Source organism: uncultured Algibacter sp. (assembly GCF_947490405.1).
Classification (GTDB): Bacteria; Bacteroidota; Bacteroidia; order Flavobacteriales; family Flavobacteriaceae; genus Algibacter_B.
Map to the genome: position 1 here is coordinate 129672 of NZ_CANLGU010000008.1, position 7838 is coordinate 137509.

Consider the following 7838-nt stretch of genomic DNA (forward strand, 5'->3'; position numbering starts at 1 on the left):
GATTAAATACATATTAATATAAAAGCCCTAGAAAATATTCTAAGGCTTTTTAAATTTTGAAGTGTGTTATTTTTACTAATCCACTAATACTTTTTTCGAAATAGTACCGTCATCAGTTTTTAACTTAACGATGTAAGTTCCAGAATTTATTTCAGTCATTTTTAATTCAAAATAATCTTTATTAGAACTATCATTAGTATTAAAAATACGTTGCCCTAAAATATTATATAACTCAATTGACTGAATGTTTTTTGAATTAGGGTTATGTATAATAATACTCTCCTTTTCATTTGAGAAATAGGTGTATAGACTTCTGCTTGAAATATCCTCAGTACCAAGAGAAGCATCATTAGAAAAAGTTAACTCAAATCTATTATTATACTCGCCAGGAGTTAATACTATTGTGTATTTACCGTTTTTTAGATTGTGATATGTATTTAATTCTTTATCATGGATATATATATCTGTACTGATATCTATGTTTTCCAATTCATCAATACCTATGGAAGCCAAACCTTCTTTTGTTATGGTCATACCAAAAGGTATTTTCTGATCAGTACTAAAATTATCCAGAGCCTGTATTATTAATTTTATATTATCAAGCTCCCAATACATATCTTCTTTATTAGTTTCATTTAGTGGTGCTTCATACCCTAAATCAAAATCATTAGATGCGTTTTCATCAGTACCAACTAATAATTGTCGATGATAGCCATCTGGAGAATCAAACATCAATCTAATTTTTTGTCTAGAATCTACATCATTTTTATACGCAGTTGATTTTTGTTTACCTCCAGATTTGTGAAATATAGAACCTGAGTTAGTCCCTGTAACTATTTCTTTTTGAAAAGCTCTTTGGTTATTTCTAAATAAAATATTTCCTCCAACAATTGGTTGTGATAAACCAGCAACACCTCCGTCATCTACAGCAGAAACAAAGAATCCTTGTCCAACAGCAATATATCTTTCGGGTTGCTTTGTTCCAGATATATAAGTAGCGTTAATTCTTGCGTCTGTAGATATAGCAACGGTACCTCCCATAAGGGTATATACCGCATAACCACCTTGATAGTCACTAAGAACATGGCTATTCACTGAAAAATGATCCCAGAAATATAGAGCGCCGTTAATAACGTTTGTGCTATTATTACCTCCATCTGTCGTACTAATATTATCTAAAATAAATTGGTTAGCGTCTAGTGCAGAAGGGTATGGATTTCCTACTAGGTATTCATTATCTGCAGATATTGATAAGCTAAAGTCTCCATTATTTGGTTGCCCTTGCATGATATAGTTCTGGTCTGGTGTTGCCGTACCTGGTCCTTTCATAGTAAATCCTTCTCCAACAGATAAAGATCCTGTACTTCTTACATGTTGCCATTGTGAATATTGATCATTAGCTCTATCAGAATATTTCCATATCCAATAATCAGCATTTTGAACTGGTGAAGCTGTTCCGTCATAACCAGATGTTAGGAAACCAACATTGCTTATAACATTAGCAACTGTATGGTTAGCATTACTAGTAGGAGCAACTGGAGAACACCAATAATTGTATAAGTAAGTGTTTGAGTATCCTTGTTGGTCTCTTTCTAAAGTTCCAGAACTACTAGTGTCAAAATCACTTTGGTTTGTTTGTACTAATTGCGATTCTCCTTCTAAATCAAGAGTGCCATCAATTTTTAAATAATGCGTAACCGTTAAACCAATACCTGTATTTAATGCAGTACTACCATTAACTTGTAAATCACCACTATTAATAATTAATCCTTGAACAGAAGAGTCTCTAGTTCTAACAGCTGTAGATGAAGCACCTAAATAAGTATCATGATTTATTTCAACAATGTTCCAATCAATGGGTGTTGTACCATCAATTATTGATAATGAGTTTGGTAAGGTTTGTACTGTATTATTTAACCAAGTAGCATCAGCATCCCACGAACCTGCACCTTGAGTTTGGTATGGCAGAGGAGCCGTTTGATAATCTACTGTATTTAAATTTCTTAAAGCACCTTGATTACCATTTCCAGACATATCATCTGTGTTAGTATAAGTGTAAACAGACATTGGATAATAGGCTTCTAAATTACTCCATGGAATGGCACTTATTTCATTATTAGTTATGGTTGTTGGTATAACACTTCCTCTTATTTGTGCTATAATATTATTATCTGGATCTGGGAAATGTGTAATTTCAGATAATTCTTGATTCATAATATACCTTAATTGAGATGGAGTTAGGGCAATATTCCATACCCTTACTTCATCAATATTTCCAGCAAAATAAGCAGTAGTATTAGGGTCGTAACCATCCGCTGCTGCAATTAATGCTTTTCTTGATGTTGCTACTGGTGCAGCCAATGAAGATGCAGAAGTATCTGCTACACCATCAATATATAAAGTTGCTGTACCACCAGAATATATAACGGCAGTTTGATGCCATTCATTTTCAGTTATAGCTACTGAAGATGTTAGAGTTACTGCACCACCATTCCAAGACATTTCTAATCTTCCAGAACCGTTTATTCTGAAATCATAACCCTCGGTAAATGCAGCATCTCTTTTTGAAAATATAGAAGCATTTGTGGTACCTGCGTCTCTTTTAACCCAAGCAGAAATAGTAAAAGCACTTGTGTTTAAATCTAGGTTGTTTTCTATATCAATATAGTCAACAGTTCCATCAAAATAAACAGAGCGTTCTCTAATAATTTGTGGCGCATAACCAAATGTTATGTATTTTGTACTATTGAAGTTATAATCTGTTTCTAAGTTTCCACTTCCATCTGGAGTCATTACTCTATAGTCTGCTGTAGGATCAAAAATACCATTATCAGATATAAACATGTAGTAATTACCAGGAGGTGTAATATTTCTAATAGCACTTTGAGGTATTCTAACTTTACAAGAAGGAATATCACCTCCAGTTTCAACTACTTTCCATATACGTTGCATTGCTGTAAATGTAACAGGTGTAGTTAAGCCAGAAATTCCAGAACTCATATCAACACTTATAGTAGTTGCTGCAAGGTTTATGTCAATACCATTATTACCCCACACTAAATATTCTCTATCATTAAATGTTGTTGCGTTTCCATCTATATTAGCTTTATTAGTGTCATAAATATCAGTAAGACCTATTGTAAGAAATCCACTAGTTGGTCCAGATCCATCACTAAATTTATTTTCACTAGCCGATTGTGTTTGTAATAATTCTGTATCATCATCTCTACCAATACCTGCTATATCATAATTATACCCGCTATTAGCAGATGTATCCCATATTACATTACCTTGAGTATCTATATAATCTACATCATTTAATCTATCTGTTGTTGCGCTACCACTTGCGTGTAACGTAACACCATTTTTTAAAGCTAAATAAGATTGAATTTTTTGTTGCCCTAAGGTTGAATTGTCTGATTTATAACTAATAACCTCAGTAATTTTTCCATCAACATAAGCATCAACATTTCCGTTTAATGAAAACCTTCCTACTCCTAAATAATATTGTTGATTTAAAAACTCGTAGAAATTTAAATCTACAGGAGTTCCTTGTGTTTGTGCTGTTGTATTATCTATTCTTTTACCGTTTTTATAAATTTCGGTACCAGTATGAGTAGCGTTCGATTTTACATTATAAATAATAACTTCATCAGTATAACTTTCTGTTGTACTTGTAAATGCTCTTCCCCATCCTTTTACAGTAGGTGTATTTGTTGGTACTGAACTAGACATGTGTGCTACAACTTCATTTGCAAATCTTGCAGAAATGTTACATAAGCCTAAACCTGTTCCATCTACTTGTGCAGACTCTTCTGAAACTCTACCAGCTAAAGGAACTTGTCTATTTGTACCTAAATAATCAATAGTATTATTAGACTTTATAACAACAAAGTAATCTTGAGCATTATAACCACCTTTACCTCTCATGTATTCGGTGTTCGACCTGTCAAATTCAATAACAGGGTTATAATTTATATTGTCGGTAGAATTATCTCTAAATGAAGGACTATTGGCAGTTAATCCATCAGCATCATTATCTAAAGCACTGTCTGACCAAGTATTGATATCAGCCCCGTCAGTTGAGGTACCCCATTGAGAAGTAGCCTTTAGCCATAGTTTTAAATCTGAATTCATAGACCCAGGTCCTACAATTGGATCAGAAAATGCTACTATAGGGTCGGCGTAGATTAAAATGTTATCTACTGCTGCACCATCATCATTAGTTCCATCTCCATCTGATGCAAAAACAAATCGTACTTGTATTTCAGCTGAATCATCCAGAGTAGCAGGTAAAGTTATACTTGCAGTTTGAAAATAGTTAGCTATAGCCTGTGTCGTTGTGGTATCTCCAGTCCATCCATCAGAACCTGTAGATATTGCATCAACAATACCAGCACCATCATACCAATATGTACCACTACCTGATGCACCAAGAATTGTCCATGAAGACCAAATTCCTAATGTTCTTTTTCTGTATTCTACAATCATACCATCATCGTCATCTGCTTCCATATTAAAGCGTACATCGGCACTAAATAGCATGTTGTAGTATCCTGAAGTAGAAATAATAGGGCTTTCAATTGTAGTATATGCGTTATTTGAATAATCATTATAGCTATTTGTATACCAGTAGCTTCCTTCTCCTATTTCTGATACTGTAGTTAATCCAGTTCCATAGGCCCAATTAGTTGAAGACCCTGTAGAAGCTGTCCATCCACCATTATTTTCATCAAAGTTTTCGTAGTAAATAGTGTGTTCTGGTAAAGGTAATGCGGCTACAACACCGGTACCTTGAATATCAAAATTGTATGGATTTTCATCACTATCATCATTTGCAATGCTAATAGTTGCAGTTCTTAATCCAGCTGCACTAGGATTAAATGTAATATTAAATGTTGTGCTACTACCTGCAGTAATTGTATTAGAAGGAATAGCAGTTACAGAGAAATCTGCTGCATGTGTTCCAGAAATAATGACATAAGGTGAAACACCAATTAAATTTAAGGTTGTTATTCCTGTATTATTTATTGTAAAAGTATTTGTAGCAGATGCTAGTGTATTTACATTACCAAAATCAGTATCATCAGTTGTAGCTGGTGTTGTGTCTCCATCAGCAATAATAGTGGCGTTGCCCTCAATATCTATTTCAGGACTACCAACAATACCTGTACCTTGTATATTAAAGGTATATGGGTTCTCATCACTATCATCATTCGCTATAGATAAACTAGCAGTTCTTAATCCAAGCGCACTTGGGTTAAAAGTAATATTGAAAGTTGTGCTACCACCTCCAGCAATAGAATTACCAGGAATGGCTGTTACAGAGAAATCTGCTGCATGAGCTCCAGATATAGTTACATAAGGAGATGCTCCAGTTAAATTTATTGTACCTGCACCAACATTTTGAACGGTAAATGTATTTACAATTGTTCCTGCTGCAATATCCGTACTACCAAAGTCAGTATCATCAGCTGTTGATGGTGTAATATCTCCATTCAAAATTGTAGTTGAGTTACCTTGAATATTTATCTCTGGAGTAGCTCCAGATCCTTGTATGTTAAAGTTATACGGGTTTTCATCACTATCATTGTTAGCAATAGTTAAAGTAGCTGTTCTTAAACCAATAGCACTAGGAGTAAAAGTTATATCGAAAGTTGTATTACCTCCACCAGCAATAGAATTACCTGGAATGGCAGTTACAGAAAAATCTGCTGCATGAGTTCCGGTAATAGTTACATAAGGAGATGCTCCAGTTAAGTTAAGAGTACCAGTACCTGTATTTTCAATAGTAAATGTATTTATAACATTTCCTGCAACTAATACGCTACCAAAGTCTGTGTCATCTGCAGTAGCAGGAGTAACGTCACCATCAACTATAGTAGTTGCATTACCAAGTATGTTGATTTCATGAGTTGTTCCTGTACCTTGAATATTAAAGTTATAAGGATCCTCATCACTATCATCATTAGCTATAGTTAAAGTAGCGGTTCTTAAGCCTACTGCACTTGGATTAAATGTAATATCAAAAGTTGTAGATCCACTAGCAGCAATAGAATTTGAAGGATTAGCGGTTACAGTAAAATCAGCGGCATGTGTTCCTGAAACAACTACGTAAGGTGATGCCCCAGTTAAACTTAAAGTACCAGTACCAGTGTTTTCAATTGTAAAAGTATTTACAACTGTACCGACAGCAATGTCTGCATTTCCAAATTCTGTATCATCAGCAACTGCAGGTGTTGTGTCTCCATCTATAATGTTATTACCATTACCAGTAATGTTTATTTCTGGGATAGCTGCAGCTGTCCATGTAAGTATAACTAAACCATCAGCACCATCTCCACCAGTTCCATTTCCATCTCCTGATGCGCCACCACCACCGCCAAAATCTTCACCATCTTGACCATTATTATCATTACCACCATTGCCACCATTACCAGTACCACCATTACCATTGTTTGTTCCACCAGCACCACCTGGAGGAGCAAAATTACCAGCAGCATCAGCACCATTACCTCCATTGCCACTATCTCCACCAGCACCACCTCCAGCACCGCCTTCATCACCATCACCATCTCCACCATCTCCACCACTAAAAGCAATTTGACTTGTTATAGTGCCAGTAAACGAACCACCACCACCGTTACCACCAAAACCGCCACTTCCAAGAGAAGTTGTACCACCGTCACCACCATTTGCGGTTATAGTTCCTATAGTATGAGCAACGATTGTATTACCACCATTTGCTCCATCATTTCCGTTAGATGTAGCTCCAGCTCCACCATTTCCAATGGTTATTGTAATATTATCACCAGGTGTAACTGCAATAACTCCTCCACGGAAACCGCCGCCGCCGCCGCCGCCGGCACCGTCATTACTAGCTTCATCACCACCACCACCACCAGCACCCCATGCTGATACATTTACTGAGGTTACACCAGCAGGAACAACAAATGATCCACTAGAGGTAAAAGTTTGACTTTGGGAAAACGCATTTGAGGAAATTAGTAAACCTACTATAAGTATACTAGACCTTAATAAAAAAGTAATTTTTTTCATAAGAGGTTAAATTTAGCTTGGGACTAATTATTTAAGCCTCAAATGTAAAGCATAACTCCATGAAATACAAAAATAATCGACGAAATGCATTATTAAAATATAAATATCTGATATACAGATATTTGAAATCGTGTTCTTTTTGATGTTTTTTTATTCAAAAATCAAAAAAGGAGTGAAATAAATTCACTCCTTTTAAATTGGTTTTTTTGAATGATTTAATCCTTAATTAATCGTCTGTAAGTGGCTATTCCTGATTTTGAATTAATAATCTTGAATAAATAAGGTGCTTGTTCTAATTTATCTAAATCGTTAACAGTTACCTTACTATTCATACTTGAGTATTTTCTATCTATTACGAGTCTTCCATTTATATCAAAGACCTTAATATTAAACTCTTCATTATTCATACTCAAAGGAAGTTGAATAGTAATACTATCATCAAATGGATTTGGAACAACTGATATATTTTTAAAACTTGAATCATCAGTATTTAATGTTGTTTCATCAGAACCATCACAATCCTGATCAATTCCATCATTAACTATTTCTGGTGCTCCTGGATAGATTGTGTCATCATTATCATTACAATCTGTAACAGGCATAACTGTTGTTGTATAGCCTATACCTGGTGATGTACAAGAAGATATTGAAGAGTCTGCATAATTATCATTATCAGCATCTAAATACCAAACGGTTTGAGGCGTTACAGTTAAGTTCAGTACATCGTTAGCGGTACAACCATCATTGGTAATGGTAAGTGCAGATTGCGATGTAGTATA

General features: G+C 34.9%; 2 protein-coding genes. Both read right to left on the reverse strand.

Features of this window, described 5'->3' with window-relative positions:
* Positions 1-75: 75 nt before the first annotated feature.
* The gene (locus tag Q0772_RS15515; RefSeq protein ID WP_298346672.1) at positions 76-7059 is read right to left on the reverse strand and encodes a choice-of-anchor D domain-containing protein; all 6984 of its coding nucleotides are present in this window, start codon (positions 7057-7059) and stop codon (positions 76-78) included.
* Between the two features lie 215 nt (positions 7060-7274).
* Positions 7275-7838: T9SS type A sorting domain-containing protein (locus Q0772_RS15520; RefSeq protein ID WP_298346674.1), on the reverse strand; the 564-nt coding region annotated here is incomplete at its 5' end.